The following is a 14,248-nucleotide window of genomic DNA, read 5'->3' on the forward strand; positions in this document are numbered from 1 at the left end:
CACCCGCGGTGCCGCTCCGCCGTGCCTCCGCGCTGCCGTCGTGCTCCTCCCGCACGCCCGCCGCACCGCCGCCCGACCGAACGAACCAGGACTGATCCCCATGTTCCGCACCGCCTTGCGCAACGTCCTCGCGCACAAGGCCAGGTTGCTGATGACCGTGCTCGCCGTCATGCTCGGCGTCGCCTTCGTCTCCGGCACCATGGTCTTCACCGACACCATCGGTGACGCCTTCCAGAAGAGCTCCGCCAAGAGCTACGAGAACGTCTCCGTCGCCGTGAAGCCCGGCTTCCCGACCGGATCCGCGGACGGTTCCCCTTCCGGCGCTTCCGGCTCCACGGACAAGGCCGTCCGGAACGAGCCGCCGCACCTGACCCAGCGGCAGTTGGAGACCGTGCGGGCGCTGCCCGGCGCGGCCTCGGCCACCGGCATCGTGTCCGGCTTCACCGCCGTCGCCGACAAGGACGGCAAGCTGATCGGCGACGGCTGGTCCACCCGGGGCGGGAACTACTCGGCCGGCAAGGACGGCACCGACGCCCGCTACGCGATGACGGACGGCCGCGCCCCGCAGAAGCCGGAGGAGGTCGCGCTCGACAGCAGGACCGCCGACCGCGCGGGACTGCAGGTCGGTGACACCGTGCGGATGTCCGTCGACGGCCCGGTCATGCGCCAGACCGTCACCGGCGTCTTCGACACCGACGACGGCAACGTCGCGGCGGGCGGCAGCCTCGTGCTCTTCGACACCCCCACCGCGCAGAAGCTCTTCGCCAAGCCGGGCCGGTTCGAGGAGATCGACGTCAAGGCGGCCCCCGGCACCAGCCAGGCCGCGCTCAAGGCCGCGACCGAGAAGGCGCTGCCCAAGGGCACCGAGGTGGTCACCGGACAGCAGCTGGCGGACGAGGAGGCCGAGCAGATCGCGTCGGCGATGAGCGGTCTCAACACCGGGCTGTTGGTCTTCGCCGGCATCGCGCTCTTCGTCGGAACCTTCATCATCGCCAACACCTTCACCATGCTGGTCGCCCAGCGCACCAAGGAGCTGGCGCTGATGCGGGCGGTCGGCGCGAGCCGCCGCCAGGTGACGCGCGCGGTGCTGATCGAGGCGTTCGTGGTCGGCCTGACCGCCGCCGTGGTCGGCCTCGTCACGGGCATCGGCATCGCGGTCGGCATGCGGTCGCTGCTGGGCACGACGGGTGCGACGCTGCCGGACGGGCCCCTGGTCATCGGCCCCGGCACGATCGTGTCGTCGATGGTCGTCGGCGTCGCCGTCACCATGCTCGCCGCCTGGTTGCCGGCCCGCCGGGCGTCCAGGATCGCGCCGGTCGCCGCGATGAGCAGCGTGCACGCCCCGGCCACCGCCAAGAGCCTGGTGCTGCGCAACACCCTCGGCGCGCTGCTGGCGGGTGCGGGCGCCGCCCTGGTGCTGGTCGGCTCGGGCATGGACGGGAAGGACGGAAAGCTACCGCTGGGCGCGGGCGGCGGGCTGCTGCTCATCGGGGTCTTCGTGCTGACACCGCTGCTGTCGCGTCCGGTGATCGCCGCGGCGGGGCCGCTGCTGCGCCCGTTCGGCGTCACCGGCAAGCTCGCCCGGCAGAACTCGGTGCGCAACCCGCGGCGCACCGCCGCCACCGCGTCGGCGCTGATGATCGGCCTGACGCTGATCACCGGTCTCACGGTGATCGCGACCTCGGTCCAGAAGGGCATCGACAGGATGGCCGCGGACTCCATCAAGGCCGACTACACGATCAGCATGGTCAACCGCGTCACCGACCTCTCCCCCGAGGTCGCGAAGACGGTGAGCGGCCTCGGGGACGTGACCGCGTCCAGCCCGATGCGCAACGCCTGGATCGAGGTCGGCGGCGAGAGCCGGTCGGTGACCGGCGTCAACCCCCGGACCATCGCCCAGCTCGTGAATCTGGACTTCACCAGCGGCTCCGCCGGCGGTCTCGGCGGCAGCACCGTCGTCGTGGACGACAAGACCGCGGAGAACGGCGGCTGGAAGGTCGGTGACACCCTGCCCGCCGTCTACGACGACAAGGCGAAGGGCGCGCTGAAGGTCGGCGGCATCTACCACGGCAACGAAATCCTCGAGGGCGTCCTCGTCGACACCGCGACGCTCGACCCGCACCTGGAGAAGATCTCCGACATGAAGGTGCTGGTGAAGACGGCCGACGGTACGAGCGCCGCCGCCAAGGACTCCCTGCGGAAGGCGCTGGGCGACAACCCGGCGATCAAGGTGCAGGACCGGGCCGACATCTCCGAGGAGGCCGGCGGCGTGATCAGCATGATGCTGAACATGCTCTACGGGCTGCTCGCGATGGCCGTGATCGTCGCGGTCCTCGGTGTCATCAACACGCTGGCCATGTCGGTCTTCGAACGCTCCCACGAGATCGGCATGCTGCGGGCGATCGGCCTCGACCGCCGGGACGTGAAGCGGATGGTCCGGTTCGAGTCGCTGCTGATCTCGCTGTTCGGCGCGCTGCTCGGGATCGGCCTCGGGGTCTTCCTCGGCTGGGCCGCGGGCCGGCTGATCGCGGGCAGCATGGACAGCTACACGATGATCGTGCCGTGGGACCGCATCGCGATCTTCCTCGGCGGCGCCGCCCTGGTCGGGGTCCTGGCCGCGCTGTGGCCGGCCCGGCGCGCGGCCCGGCTCAACATGCTCACCGCCATCAAGGCGGAGTAGCGCGTTCCGTTCCCCCGCCGCGGCGGGCTCCCCCGGATCCGTCCGGGAGAGCCCGCCGCGTCATGTCACGCCTTCGGCTGCTCCGGCCAGGGCCTGGCAGGCGCCATGCCGGCCGCTCCCGAGGGCTTGGTCCTGACGGCCAGGACCTGGTTGACGCCGATGCGGTTCTGTTCGAAGGACAGCGCGCTGGCGGCCATGTAGAGCCGCCACACCCGCGCCCGCCCCGCGCCGGCCAGCCGCACCGCCTCCTGCCAGTGGTCCTCCAGATTGCGCACCCAGGCCCGCAGCGTCAGCCCGTAGTGCTCGCGGAGCGCCTCGACGTCCCGCACCTCGAATCCGGCCTCCTCCAACCGGGAGACGGTGGAGCCGATCGGCGCGAGCTCGCCGTCGGGGAAGACGTAGCGGTCGATGAACTCGTCGACGTGGTACGCCTCCTCGTCCACCCAGGGGCGGCGGGCGATCTGGTGGTTGAGCAGCCGTCCGCCGGGCCGCAGCAGGCCGTAGAGGTGGGTGGCGTACTCGCGGTAGAGGTCGCGGCCGACGTGTTCGGCCATGCCGATCGACGAGATCGCGTCGTACGGGCCGTCCGCGACCGCACGGTAGTCCTGGACGCGGATGTCGACGCGGTCGGTGAGCCCGGCCTCCGCGACCCGTTTGCGGGCGAACGCGGCCTGCTCGGTGGAGAGCGTGATACCGACGGCGCGCACCCCGTAGTGCTCGGCGGCGTGCAGCACCATCGAGCCCCAGCCGCAGCCGACGTCCAGCAGCGTCTGGTCGGGCCGGAGCGCCAACTTGCGGCAGACGAGGTCGAGTTTGGCCCACTGGGCCGCTTCGAGGGTGGTGTCGGGGTGCTCCCAGTAGGCGCAGGAGTAGACCATCGACGGGCCGAGGACGCGCTCGTAGAAGTCGTTGCCGACGTCGTAGTGGTGGCTGATGGCGTCCCGGTCGCGGCCGGGGCTGTGCAGCGGGCCGAACCGGCGGCGGGCCTCCTCGGGCGGCGGCGCGGGCGGCAGCCCCGGCCCGGCGAGCGCCACGGCCTCGCGGGCGAGCCGGTAGGTGCGCGGGTCGCGCAGGGTGTCCACCGTCCGCCGGAACGTGCTGACGTGCGGTGCGTCGTCCTCGCCGGTGTCCCAGACGATGCCGGTGATCAGGTCCAGCGCCTCGTACAGATCGCCCTCGACGCCCAGGTCGCCGGAGACCCAGGCGCGGGCCAGTCCCAGCTCGCCCGGTTTCCACAGCAGCCGGCGCAGTGCGCGTCGGCGCCGGATGACGAGCGTGGGCGCGTCCGGAGGGCCGGCCTCGCTTCCGTCCCATGCGCGGATGCGCAGCGGGAACGGTCCTCGTAGGGCTTTTTCAGCAAGGTCGCGCATGCGACGGGCCGCATCTGCCATAGCCCCGAGCGTACGACGGACGACCGCCGCCGCGAGTTATTTTCCGGCCCAACCACCCGGGCTTCCTCGGGAGTACGCCGAAGGGGCGTCCGCACCACGGATGGCGGACGCCCCTTCGGTCCTACTGCTGAGCGACTTCGGTACCGCGGTCGAACCGGCGAGGCCGGGCCCGCGGACCGGGGTGGACCGGTGTCAGGAAGCCTTGGCCTTCTCGGCCGCCTGAGCGGCGTTGGCCGGGACGGCCGCCTGAGCGGGGGCCGGAGCCGGACGCGCCGCCTCGTAGAACTCCTCGCGGGGGTTCTCCATGGCGCCGAGCGAGACGACCTCGCGCTTGAGGAACATCGCGAGCGTCCAGTCCGCGAAGACGCGGATCTTGCGGTTCCAGGTCGGGACGGCCATGCCGTGGTAGCCACGGTGCATGTACCAGGCCAGCCGGCCCTTGAGCTTGATCTTGGTCTTGCCGACCACGATCATCGCCACGCCCTTGTGCAGGCCGAGACCGGCGACCGCGCCCTTGTTGGCGTGCGCGTAGGTCTGCTGCGGGAAGCCGCGCATCCCCGAGATCACGTTGTCGCCGAGGACCTTGGCCTGGCGCAGCGCGTGCTGGGCGTTCGGCGGGCACCAGGCGTTCTCGACGCCGGCCTTGCGGGCGGCGATGTCCGGGACCTGGGCGTTGTCGCCCGCGGCCCAGATGTAGTCGGTGCCCTGCACCTGGAGCTTCTCCGAGGTGTCCACGTGGCCGCGCGGGCCGAGCGGGAGGCCGTAGCGGGCGAGGACCGGGTTCGGCTTGACGCCGGCGGTCCACACGATGGTGGAGGCGTCGACCTCCAGGCCGTTGGCGAGCACCACGTGCTTGTCGACGCAGGACTTCATCGACGTGCTGAGGTAGACCTCGATACCGCGCTCGCGCAGGTGCTCGAGGCCCCACTCGCCGAGCTGCGGGCCGACCTCGGGGAGGATCTTGTCCGCGGCGTCGACGAGGATGAAGCGCATGTCTTCGCGCTTGACGTTCGGGTAGTACTTGGCGGCGTCGCGGGCCATGTCCTCGACCTCGCCTATGGTCTCCGCGCCGGCGAAGCCACCGCCGACGAAGACGAAGGTCAGCGCCTTGCGGCGGACGTCCTCGTCCGTCGTGGAGTCGGCCTTGTCGAGCTGCTCGAGAACGTGGTTGCGCAGGCCGATGGCCTCCTCGACGCCCTTCATACCGATGCCGTTCTCGGCGAGGCCGGGGATCGGGAAGGTGCGGGAGACCGCGCCGAGCGCGATGATCAGGTAGTCGAAGGGCAGCTCGTAGGTCTCACCCACGAGCGGCTGGATCGACGCGACCTTGCGGTCCTGATCGATGTTCATGACGCGGCCGGTGAGCACCTCCGCACCGGGCAGCACGCGTCGCAACGGGACGACGACATGGCGCGGGGAGATGCTGCCGGCGGCAGCTTCGGGAAGGAAGGGCTGGTACGTCATGTACGAGCGCGGGTCGACGACGGTGACCGTCGCCTCGCCGTACCGCATCTTCTTCATGATGCGGCGCGCCGCGTACAGGCCGACGTACCCGCCGCCTACTACGAGGATCCGTGGACGCTCCGAAGTGCTCATGGTTCGAGTATCCAGCACCTGATGGAGGGGTGCTCGTGAGCCCCTTCACAAGGTCCTGGACACCCTCTGCTACACTGCCCGGCCGCGTGACCAGCCCCACAGCCCCCCAAGGGAACCCGGCACCCGATCCGGGCCTCCATCGGCCCACCTGATCAGCGAAGATCGCCGCCCCTCGGACAGGTCTCCCAACGCCTGTAACACCGCGGAAACAGCACGCCGCAAGGGTTCCGAGGGGCTCGGCGCCCTATTGCCTGGGAAAACTGGGCAGTAGGGCGGGAACTTCATGTGAAGAGTTTCACAAACTTCGTTCTACGCGAGGCTCCAGGCGATGCCGTCGAGGATGTCGTGCTCGCTCACGATGACCTCCTGGGCCCCCGTGCGCTCCATGATCTGGAGCAGGACGAGGGCGCCCGCGCCGATGACATCGACGCGGCCCGGGTGCATGACGGGGATGGCGGCGCGCTCGGCGTGGGTGGAGGCGAGGAGCCGTCCGGTGATCTCCCGCACCTGCTCCAGGGAGATCCGCGAGTGGTGGATCGCGGCCGAGTCGTACTCCGTCAGTCCCAGCGCGATGGCGGCGACCGTGGTGACCGAGCCGGCCAGGGCCGACGAGGGTGCGGGCCCGCTCCAGGGGAACGGAGCCGGCCGCCTCGTCGAGGGCGGCGTTGATGTCGGCCTTGATGGCGGTGATCCGGCCGAGCGTCGGCGGGTCGATGATCGTGCCGTCGTCGGCGGTCAGGTGGCGCTCGGTCATCCGCACGCAGCCGATGTCGACGGAGCGGGCGGCGAGCACGGTGTCGTCGCCGACGACGAACTCGGTCGAGCCGCCGCCGATGTCCACCACCAGATAGGGCTTCGTGTGGCCCTCGTGGCCGGTCAGCTCCTTCGTGGCGCCGGTGAAGGAGAACTCGGCCTCCTGGTCGCCGGTGATCACCTCGGGCTCGACGCCCAGGATCTCCACCACCCCGCGGACGAAGTCCGCGCGGTTCTCGGCGTCGCGCGAGGCGGACGTCGCCACGAAGCGCACACGCTCCGCTCCCAGCTCCTTGATGGCGGCGGCGTACTCGCGGCAGGCCGCGAAGGTCCGCTCCAGCGCCTCGGGCGCCAGCCGCCCGGTGCGGTCCACGCCCTGCCCCAGGCGGACGATGGTCATCCGCCGGTCGAGGTCCTGGAGCTCCCCCGTGACCGGGTCGGCGTCCGCGACCAGCAGCCGGATGGAGTTGGTGCCGCAGTCGATCGCCGCTACCCGCGACACCTTCGCCTGTTGCCTCGCCTCCGGGTGCTCAGTTTCGGCGTCGACGTTCCTGGACACTGCGTTCCCTCGTTCCCCGGTCACTGGGTCTCGCCTCTTTCGACACCGGCGCGCCCTTCGGCTCGCTTCACTTCTCTCCCCCATCGGTCGTGGCGCAGCCGCCACTGACGCACGGGCCCTTGCGCCACCAGTCCGGCAGCATCGCGATCGCCTCGTCGCCCAGCGGGTTCACCCCGGGGCCCGCGGCCAGCGAGTGGCCGACCAGCACGTGCAGGCACTTCACGCGGTCCGGCATGCCGCCCGCGCTCGGGAAGCCCTCCAGTACCTCGATGGCGTCGCGGCGGGTGAGGTAGTCGTCGTGCGCGGCCTGGTAGGCGCGGGCCAGCTCCGGGTCCTCGGCGAGCCGGGCCGTCATCTCCTTCATGACGCCGTCGGCCTCCAGCGTGCCGATGGCGGAGGCGGCGCGCGGGCACGTCAGGTAGTACAGCGTCGGGAACGGCGTACCGTCCTCCAGCCGCGGCTGGGTCTCGACCACGTCCGGCTGGCCGCACGGGCAGCGGTGGGCGATGGCCCGCAGACCGCGCGGCGGGCGGCCCAACTGCTCCTTGAACGCGGCGATGTCGGCCTCGGTCGGCGTGGTGCGGGGGGTGGGGGCGGGGTGATCTGTCATGAGCCGTTCTCGGTCGTGGAAGGTCTGCGGCGTGGAACGCGTAGGGGTCGGCGCTACCGCCGTGGGGCCCCGGCGGCGTCGGCGTGGTCGACGCTGTTCCAGAAATTGTCGTACCAGGGGCGGTGTGCGGCGGCCTCGTCGGAGGACCGGCGGACGCCGGAGTCACCGTCGGAGGCGGTCGGCGCCGGGTCCACCACCGTATATCCGGTCTCACCGGGCAGCAGGAAGTGCAGCCGCTTGCGCGCCTGGGTCTTCACGTACTCGTCGTCCTGCCAGCGGGCCTTCTCCTCGCGGAGCTGCTCGACGCGCTGCTTGGCCTGCTGGGCCTCCTTGCGCTGGTCCGCGATGTCCGAGCGCTGGGCGATGTACTGCCGCATCGGATAGGCGAGGGCGACGATGAGCGCGCAGAGCACGAGCGCCAGCAGCGCGGCCCGTCCGGTGAGCTTGCTGCGCCGGGGGGCGGGGCGCCGGGTCGCCGCGCGGTAGACGCGGGCCTGCGCCTCCTGGCCGATCGCCTTCAGCCGCGCCGCGGTGGCAAACCGGTCCGCCCCCACGCCGTCTCCCCTCGTCCACACGTACCTACGTCCCCGGCCACGGTACGGGACCGGGGACGGGGACGTAGGTCAGACGTGCGGGTGATGATGCCGCCGATCAGCCCTTGCAGGGGATGACCGCGGATCAGCCCTTGAAGCGGGGGAACGCGGAACGGCCGGCGTAGACCGCCGCGTCGTCCAGGATCTCCTCGATGCGCAGGAGCTGGTTGTACTTGGCGACGCGCTCGGAGCGGGCCGGGGCGCCGGTCTTGATCTGGCCGCAGTTGGTGGCGACGGCGAGGTCGGCGATGGTGACGTCCTCGGTCTCGCCGGAGCGGTGCGACATCATGCACTTGAAGCCGTTGCGCTGCGCCAGCTCGACCGCGTCCAGCGTCTCGGTGAGCGAGCCGATCTGGTTGACCTTGACGAGCAGCGCGTTGGCCGAGCCCTCGTCGATGCCGCGCTGCAGGCGCTCCGGGTTGGTGACGAAGAGGTCGTCGCCGACGATCTGGACCTTGTCGCCGAGCTTGGCGGTGAGGGCCTTCCAGCCCTCCCAGTCCTCCTCGTTCAGCGGGTCCTCGATGGAGACCAGCGGGTACGCGGCGACGAGCTCGGCGTAGTAGTCCGAGAGCTCGCCGGCGGAGATCTGCTTGCCCTCGAAGGTGTACGTGCCGTCCTCGTTGTGGAACTCGGAGGCGGCGACGTCGAGCGCGAGCGCGATGTCCTGGCCGGGCTGGTAGCCGGCCTTCTTGATGGCCTCGACGATGAGGTCGAGCGCCTCGCGGTTGGAGTCGAGGTTCGGCGCGAAGCCGCCCTCGTCGCCCAGGCCGGTGGAGAGCCCGCGCTCCTTCAGCACGCCCTTGAGCGTGTGGTAGACCTCGGCGCCCCAGCGCAGGGCCTCGGAGAAGGACTCGGCACCGATCGGCGCGATCATGAACTCCTGGATGTCCACGTTCGAGTCGGCGTGCGACCCGCCGTTCAGGATGTTCATCATCGGGACCGGCAGCACGTGCGCGTTCGGGCCGCCCAGGTAGCGGAAGAGCGGCAGGTCCGAGGCCTCGGAGGCGGCGTGCGCCACGGCGAGCGAGACGCCGAGGATGGCGTTGGCGCCGAGCGAGGACTTGTCCGGGGTGGCGTCCAGGTCGAACATCGCCTGGTCGATCAGCCGCTGCTCGGTGGCGTCGTAGCCGACCAGCTCCGGGCCGATCTGCTCGATGACGGCGAGAACGGCCTTCTCGACGCCCTTGCCCATGTAACGGCTCTTGTCACCGTCGCGGAGCTCCAGGGCCTCGAAAGCTCCGGTCGAGGCACCGGACGGCACGGCCGCGCGGCCGGTGCTGCCGTCGTCGAGGCCGACCTCGACCTCGACGGTGGGGTTGCCTCGTGAGTCGAGGATTTCCCTGGCTACGACGACGTCGATGGACGGCACGAGTGTCTCCTTCAGGCTGTGTACAGCTGATGCGTGTCTCTCTGCGCTTTGCGACACGAGCCTAACCGCCCGCGGGGGGTGGACCAGTCGATCGGCCGACCCCTGAGACGAAAAGGGGCCCAAAGCCTGACAACAGGTGACCAACACTGCCTTACGTCCGCGCGGCGTCCGCGTGACCAACGCCAGAACCCCGGCCCGGCACGCTCGGGGGGAGTGCGTGCCTGGCCGGGGAGCTCTGGGGATCAGCCGGACGGAAGGGCCGGCGGGGCGGCCGCCCGGGTGACCGGGTCGGCCGCGGTCCGCGGCGGCCGGTCTCAGCTGAGGTGCAGCTGCTGGCCCGGGTAGATCAGGTTGGCGTCGCTGACGACGGACTTGTTCAGCTCGAACAGCTTCTCCCAGCCGCCGGAGACGTGCTGCGCCTGGGCGATCTTGGAGAGGCTGTCACCGGTGACGACCTTGTACTCGCCGTCGCCCTTCTGGACCGGGGCGGCCTTCTTGGTCTCGACCGGCTTGGCGGCGGGCTTGCTCTTCTTGACCGGGGTGCGCTTCTCGGTGCCGCGGCTGGCGGTGTCCGAGGTGTCGCGCGACGAGTCCGAGGTGGAGCTCTTCGAGGAGGACGAGGAGCCGGAGGTGTCGACCTGGGCGGACTCGCCACCGGCGGTCAGGTTGCCGGCGCCGGCGCAGGCCCAGGCACCGGGACCCTGCAGGGCGAGCAGCTTCTCGGCCACCGCGATCTGCTGGTCCTTGGTGGCGAGGTCGGCGCGGGAGGCGTACGCGGTGCCGCCCGCGGCTTCCCAGCTGGACTGCGAGAACTGCAGGCCGCCGTAGTAGCCGTTGCCGGTGTTGATCGACCAGTTGCCGCCGGACTCGCACTGGGCGACAGCGTCCCAGGTGGCGACGGAGGCGGCGGAGGCGCCCGAGGCACCCATCAGCGGAACGGCGATCGCGGCGGTGGTGACACCGGCGATGGCGGCGATGCGGGTGAACTTGGACGCGCGGCGGTGCTTAGCCATGGTGTTTCATCCTCACCGACGCCTACGAGGTCAGCTGTCGGGTTCGGGCGTGAGTTGCCCGGCCGCGCGGCTCGCACCGCACTGCTTCACCCCAAGCCGGTCCGTCCCCCACGAGTTCGGGGCCGGGCCGGCGGAAGACCTTGGGTCCCCCGCTCCTGCCTACGGCGCTTTCGCGTCGACTGTTCCCGTCGGTCGGCGGCAGGACTCGGCGATCCTGACCGGCGGGGCCCGCTGTGGCGAGCAGTACGACGTTAAGCACACGATCCCGGCGAGGACAAACATCCGGGGTGTGCGCGACATGTCCCCCATCCGCCTGAGCGGGCGCACAGAGTCGCAGGTCGGAAGGGAGAAAAGCGACGCAGTGCGAGCGGGCCGTCACAGCGCCCGCGGAGACCCTTGTCACAGGATCCGGGGGTGCCGGGATCGTGTCGAGCGGCCAGTTGGGCGGTCTCAGTAGCTCAAGTCGAGGTGCTGGCCAGGGTGGATAAGGTCCGGATTGCCCCCAACAATCCGGTCATTCGCCCCATACAGTGCCTTCCATCCACCGTGCAGGTCGTGGTCGGCGGCGATGTCGCACAGGTTGTCGCCGGGCAGGACGACGTAGTCGCCGTCGCTCGCCACGTCGCCCTGGCCGGTGTTCTGAGCGCCGCTCAGGTCCCCGGTGTCGGCCGTGCCCGCGGACCGGTCCGCGTCGCGCGAGGCGCGCTCGGTGGTCGTCCCGTCGGAGGAGTCCGCCGACTCGGGCTTGGCGTGCCTGCCCTGGCTCCGGCCCGGAGTGGTGTCCGCGAGGTCCGAGATGACGCTGGGGGCCTTCGGGGTGGTGGTCGGCGTCGTCTCGTCCGTGGGGGCGGTCACCGGGTCGGTCGTCGGGTCGGCAGCCGGGTCGTCCGTCGCCGGAGTACCGGTGGGCGTGGACGGAGTCGTCGTCACCGGGGGCGTGGTGGGCGTCGTGGTCACCGGAGGCGTCGTAGGCGTCTCGGGAGCGGCCGGCTTCGTCGGCGTCGTGGTGGGCGTCGTCGGAGTCGTCGTGGGGGCCGAAGGCAGGATCGAGCCCGGGTCGACCTTCGGCGGCGCTCCGCCGGTGACGAGGCCCGCCGGCTCCGAGCAACCGGGCCAGGCGTCCGGCCCGAGTTCGGCGAGCAGCGTCTCGGCCACGGCTATCTGCTGCGAGCGGCTCGCCAGGTCGGGGCGCTCGGCGTAGACCGTGCCGCCGTACTGCTCCCAGGTGTCCTCGGTGATCGACAGACCGCCGTAGAAGCCGTTGCCGGTGTTGGCACTCCACAGGCCGCCGCTCTCGCACGCCGCCACTTTGTCCCAGACCTTGACATCGGCCGCCTGCGCGGCGCCCGCACCGAGCAGCGGGAGAGCGATCCCCGCTCCCGTCACCGCGACCACCACGACGGCGGTCGAGGCCTGGCGCGGTCGGCGATGTCTGCCGTTCCCGGACTTCAGCATGCGGTCACCATCTCCAAAAAAGTTCGACTGCGGTCCTGCGTCATCAACGTCAAGCCTGCGATGACCGCAGAACGTAGCGGTGTTGACCATCGCATCACAAGTCGGTGTAGCGATCATCACGCTCAGGTCACGGTCGATTCCGTCCCGTACGCCGTGTAGCGGACATTTTTGACGCTCCATCAGGGTTTAACCCGGGGAAATGCCGGACTCAGGGCCTCGACCCGCGCATTCCGCTTCCACCGGACGCGTCGGCTTGGGCTTCCGGAGTGAAGCCCACCGGCAAGGTCCGCAGCCCGCGCATGATGAGGCCGCCGCGCCACCGCAGGTCGTCGGGCTCGGCCGCCAGGCGCAGATCCGGGAGCCGGGTCAGCAGCGTCGCGAGCGCGGACTGCGCCTCCAGACGGGCCAACGGGGCGCCCAGGCAGTAGTGGATGCCGTGCCCGTAACCGACGTGCTGGTTGTCGCGACGCGCCAGGTCCAGCGTGTCGGGCCCGTCGAACCGGTCGGGGTCGCGGTCGGCCGCCGCCAGCACCACCAACACCGGATCGCCCGCCCCGATCACCTGCCCACCGATCGTCAGCGACCGCGTCGCGAACCGCCAGGTCGCCAACTCGACCGGCCCGTCGTACCGCAGGAGCTCCTCCACCGCGGTCTCCAGCAGCCCGGTCTCGCCGCGGGCGATCGACTCCTGCAGCAGCGCGCGCTGTTCGGGGTGGCGCAGCAGCGTGTGGACGCCGTTGCCGATGAGGTTGACGGTGGTCTCGAAACCGGCGAAGAGCAGGATGAAGGCCATCGCGGCCGCCTCGTTCTCCGACAGGTGCTCGCCGTGGTCACTGGCCCTGATCAGGCCGGAGATCAGGTCGTCGCCCAGGTCCGCGCGCTTGCGGTGGATCAGCTCCAGCAGGTAGGCCCGCATCTTCTTCACCGACCGGGCGACGCCGCCGCGCGGGCCGCCGCCGTGGCGGATCATCATCCCCGCCCAGTCCCGGAAGTCGTCCTGGTCCTCGGCCGGGACGCCCAGCAGGTCGCAGATCGCGTAGATGGGGAGCGGGAAGGCGAACTCGTGGATGAGGTCCGCCTCCGACTTCACCGCGCCCGTCGCGTCCTTCTGGAGACCGTCGATCAGCCCGTCGGTCAGCTCCTGCACGCGCGGTGCGAACTCCGCGATCCGGCGCGGGGTGAACGCCTTGGAGACGAGCCGGCGCAGCCGGGTGTGGTCCGGCGGGTCGATGTTCAGCAGGTGCGTCATCAGATCGGCGCCGCGCTCGCCGGGGATGCCCACCTTGTTCTTGGCGTTGGCGCCCTCGCTGTGGTGGCCCCGGTTCTTGCTGAGCCGCCCGTCCGCCAGCGCCTCCCGCGCGTCGGCGTACCGCGTCACCAGCCAGGCGTCGACGCCGCTGGGAAGGGTGGTCCTGTGCACCGGCGAGTGCTCGCGCAGCCAGGCGTACGCCGGGTAGGGATCGGCGGCGAACTCCCAGGTGAAGAGGGTGGGGGCAGGGGTGGGCGCGGGGGTGGCGGCAGTCTCGTCAGGCACCCCCTGACGCTAGCGCGTCCCGGCAGAGGCGGTCGGCGAGCCGGGTCGTCTGCGGCAGCCGGTACTCCGGCGCCAGCGCGAGGACGTGCCGGCAGGCGGTGTCGAGGTCGATACGGTGCCCTGTCGACACGTAGACCGGTTTGACGCCCCGCTGGGTGCGCAGCGCGCGGCCCACGGTCTCCCCGGCGTCGACGAGCGGTGCGAAGGCCCCGCGTTCCGGGCCCAGCGCAGTCGGGTCGTGGCTTCCGGTGAACGGCGTCTTGGCGACCCCGGCCGTCGGGATGCCGGTGATCACCCCGAGGTGGCAGGCGAGGCCGAACCGGCGGGGGTGTGCCAGCCCGTGGCCGTCGCAGACCAGGAGGTCGGGGACGGTGTCCAGCTTGCGCAGCGCCTCGACCAGGGTGGGCAGCTCGCGGAACGCGAAGAGCCCGGGAACGTAGGGGAACGAGGTCTGGCCGACGGCCGTCGCCCGCTCCACCGGCGCGAGCGTCCGCGCGTCCAGGACGACGACGGCCGCGGCCACCCGGTCGCCCGTGCCATTGCCGTCGCCCGCGTACGCGACGTCCAGCCCCGCGACGAAGCGCGGCTCGTCCGGCCCCGGGCCGAGGTGGTCCGCGTGCTCCCGCAATTGGTCCTGGATCTCCCGCGCTCGCGCCTCACCGGTGGGCCACTCGTGCGGTACGTCGATCTGCATG

General features: G+C 71.1%; 10 protein-coding genes, 1 pseudogene and 1 riboswitch. Of the genes and pseudogenes, 1 reads left to right on the plus strand and 10 read right to left on the minus strand.

Going from position 1 to position 14,248, the window contains the following annotated elements; all coding sequences use genetic code 11:
- Positions 1–100: 100 nt before the first annotated feature.
- A complete protein-coding gene (locus tag M2266_RS14160; protein ID WP_277438517.1) occupies positions 101–2,680 on the plus strand; it encodes an FtsX-like permease family protein in 2,580 nt (859 codons plus the stop codon).
- A 65-nt stretch (positions 2,681–2,745) separates the two neighbouring features.
- On the opposite strand, the gene M2266_RS14165 is transcribed toward M2266_RS14160, so the two are convergent.
- The 10 genes and pseudogenes from M2266_RS14165 to M2266_RS14210 form a co-directional block, all read right to left on the minus strand.
- Positions 2,746–4,071 carry a cyclopropane-fatty-acyl-phospholipid synthase family protein gene (locus tag M2266_RS14165; protein WP_277438518.1) on the minus strand — a complete coding sequence of 442 codons (1,326 nt, stop codon included), beginning with the start codon at positions 4,069–4,071 and terminating at the stop codon, positions 2,746–2,748.
- A 192-nt stretch (positions 4,072–4,263) separates the two neighbouring features.
- Positions 4,264–5,667, minus strand: coding sequence for an NAD(P)/FAD-dependent oxidoreductase (locus tag M2266_RS14170; protein WP_277438519.1), 1,404 nt, complete (start codon positions 5,665–5,667; stop codon positions 4,264–4,266).
- A 309-nt stretch (positions 5,668–5,976) separates the two neighbouring features.
- A pseudogene (locus M2266_RS14175) lies at positions 5,977–6,922 on the minus strand (Ppx/GppA phosphatase family protein).
- Between the two features lie 124 nt (positions 6,923–7,046).
- Positions 7,047–7,589, minus strand: coding sequence for a DUF501 domain-containing protein (locus M2266_RS14180; RefSeq protein WP_277438520.1), 543 nt, complete (start codon positions 7,587–7,589; stop codon positions 7,047–7,049).
- Between the two features lie 53 nt (positions 7,590–7,642).
- Positions 7,643–8,143 carry a septum formation initiator family protein gene (locus M2266_RS14185; protein WP_277438521.1) on the minus strand — a complete coding sequence of 167 codons (501 nt, stop codon included), beginning with the start codon at positions 8,141–8,143 and terminating at the stop codon, positions 7,643–7,645.
- 124 nt (positions 8,144–8,267) lie between these two features.
- Positions 8,268–9,551: a phosphopyruvate hydratase gene (gene eno, locus M2266_RS14190; RefSeq protein ID WP_269274059.1), complete on the minus strand. Its 1,284-nt coding sequence runs from the start codon at positions 9,549–9,551 to the stop codon at positions 8,268–8,270.
- Between the two features lie 314 nt (positions 9,552–9,865).
- Complete coding sequence (locus M2266_RS14195; RefSeq protein ID WP_277438522.1) at positions 9,866–10,564, minus strand: transglycosylase family protein; 699 nt, start codon at positions 10,562–10,564, stop codon at positions 9,866–9,868.
- Between the two features lie 4 nt (positions 10,565–10,568).
- Positions 10,569–10,741: riboswitch (cyclic di-AMP (ydaO/yuaA leader) on the minus strand.
- Between the two features lie 273 nt (positions 10,742–11,014).
- Positions 11,015–12,019: a transglycosylase family protein gene (locus tag M2266_RS14200; RefSeq protein ID WP_277438523.1), complete on the minus strand. Its 1,005-nt coding sequence runs from the start codon at positions 12,017–12,019 to the stop codon at positions 11,015–11,017.
- A 208-nt stretch (positions 12,020–12,227) separates the two neighbouring features.
- Positions 12,228–13,553 (minus strand): cytochrome P450, encoded by a 1,326-nt coding sequence (locus M2266_RS14205; RefSeq protein ID WP_277438524.1) that lies wholly within the window; start codon positions 13,551–13,553, stop codon positions 12,228–12,230.
- Complete coding sequence (locus tag M2266_RS14210) at positions 13,546–14,247, minus strand: endonuclease V (protein WP_277438525.1); 702 nt, start codon at positions 14,245–14,247, stop codon at positions 13,546–13,548. Before M2266_RS14210 ends, M2266_RS14205 begins: the two co-directional genes overlap by 8 nt.
- Position 14,248 lies beyond the last annotated feature (1 nt).

The organism is Streptomyces sp. SPB162 (assembly GCF_029504575.1).
In the GTDB taxonomy this organism is placed as follows: Bacteria; Actinomycetota; Actinomycetes; order Streptomycetales; family Streptomycetaceae; genus Actinacidiphila.